General features: G+C 35.7%; 1 pseudogene. It reads left to right on the forward strand.

What is annotated here, in order from left to right:
- A pseudogene (mnmC, locus tag M983_RS16630) lies at nucleotides 1-347 on the forward strand (bifunctional tRNA (5-methylaminomethyl-2-thiouridine)(34)-methyltransferase MnmD/FAD-dependent 5-carboxymethylaminomethyl-2-thiouridine(34) oxidoreductase MnmC); the annotation flags it as partial.
- Nucleotides 348-600: the final 253 nt, after the last annotated feature.

Here is a 600-nt window from a genome sequence, read left to right on the forward strand (position 1 = left end):
TGGCTCGTGTTGGTATCCGTTGCACAATTAGAGATCACCTGCCTTTATTAGGTGAAGCGCCTCATTTTGAACAACTTATCGAAAAATATACGCACTTAGACCGATTTAAGCGAAGAAAACAAATACCAGCCTTAGCGCCAGCTTATCACCAGCTTTATATTTTAAGTGCTTTAGGTTCACGAGGATTATGTTCAGCACCGCTATCCGCAGAAATATTGGCAAGCCAAATTTTTGATGAGCCATTTCCAGTTAATGATGCGATTTTAAATGCGTTACACCCTAATCGCTTTTGGGTTAGAGCGCTATTGCGAGGTAAAAAGATTGAAATAAAAGAGAGTCATTTATAACTACCTATAAATCACACTCAGTTATTAATGAATATAAATTAAATAAATGTTTTAAGACCAAGAAAGAATGCTATTTATATTTTCAATTTCATCGCACAGCGCATTTCTTTTTTAAACCCAGCCTCATTGACTTCATTTTCTAGGACTTTCTGTAAAGAAAATGGAATTTCATTTTCAGATAAAATGGTAAACCCTAAGCGTTGATAAAAAGGCGCATTCCATACTACATGGCGAAATGTTGTTAAAGTTACCG

This window comes from Proteus myxofaciens ATCC 19692, assembly GCF_001654855.1.
Taxonomy (GTDB): domain Bacteria; phylum Pseudomonadota; class Gammaproteobacteria; order Enterobacterales; family Enterobacteriaceae; genus Proteus; species Proteus myxofaciens.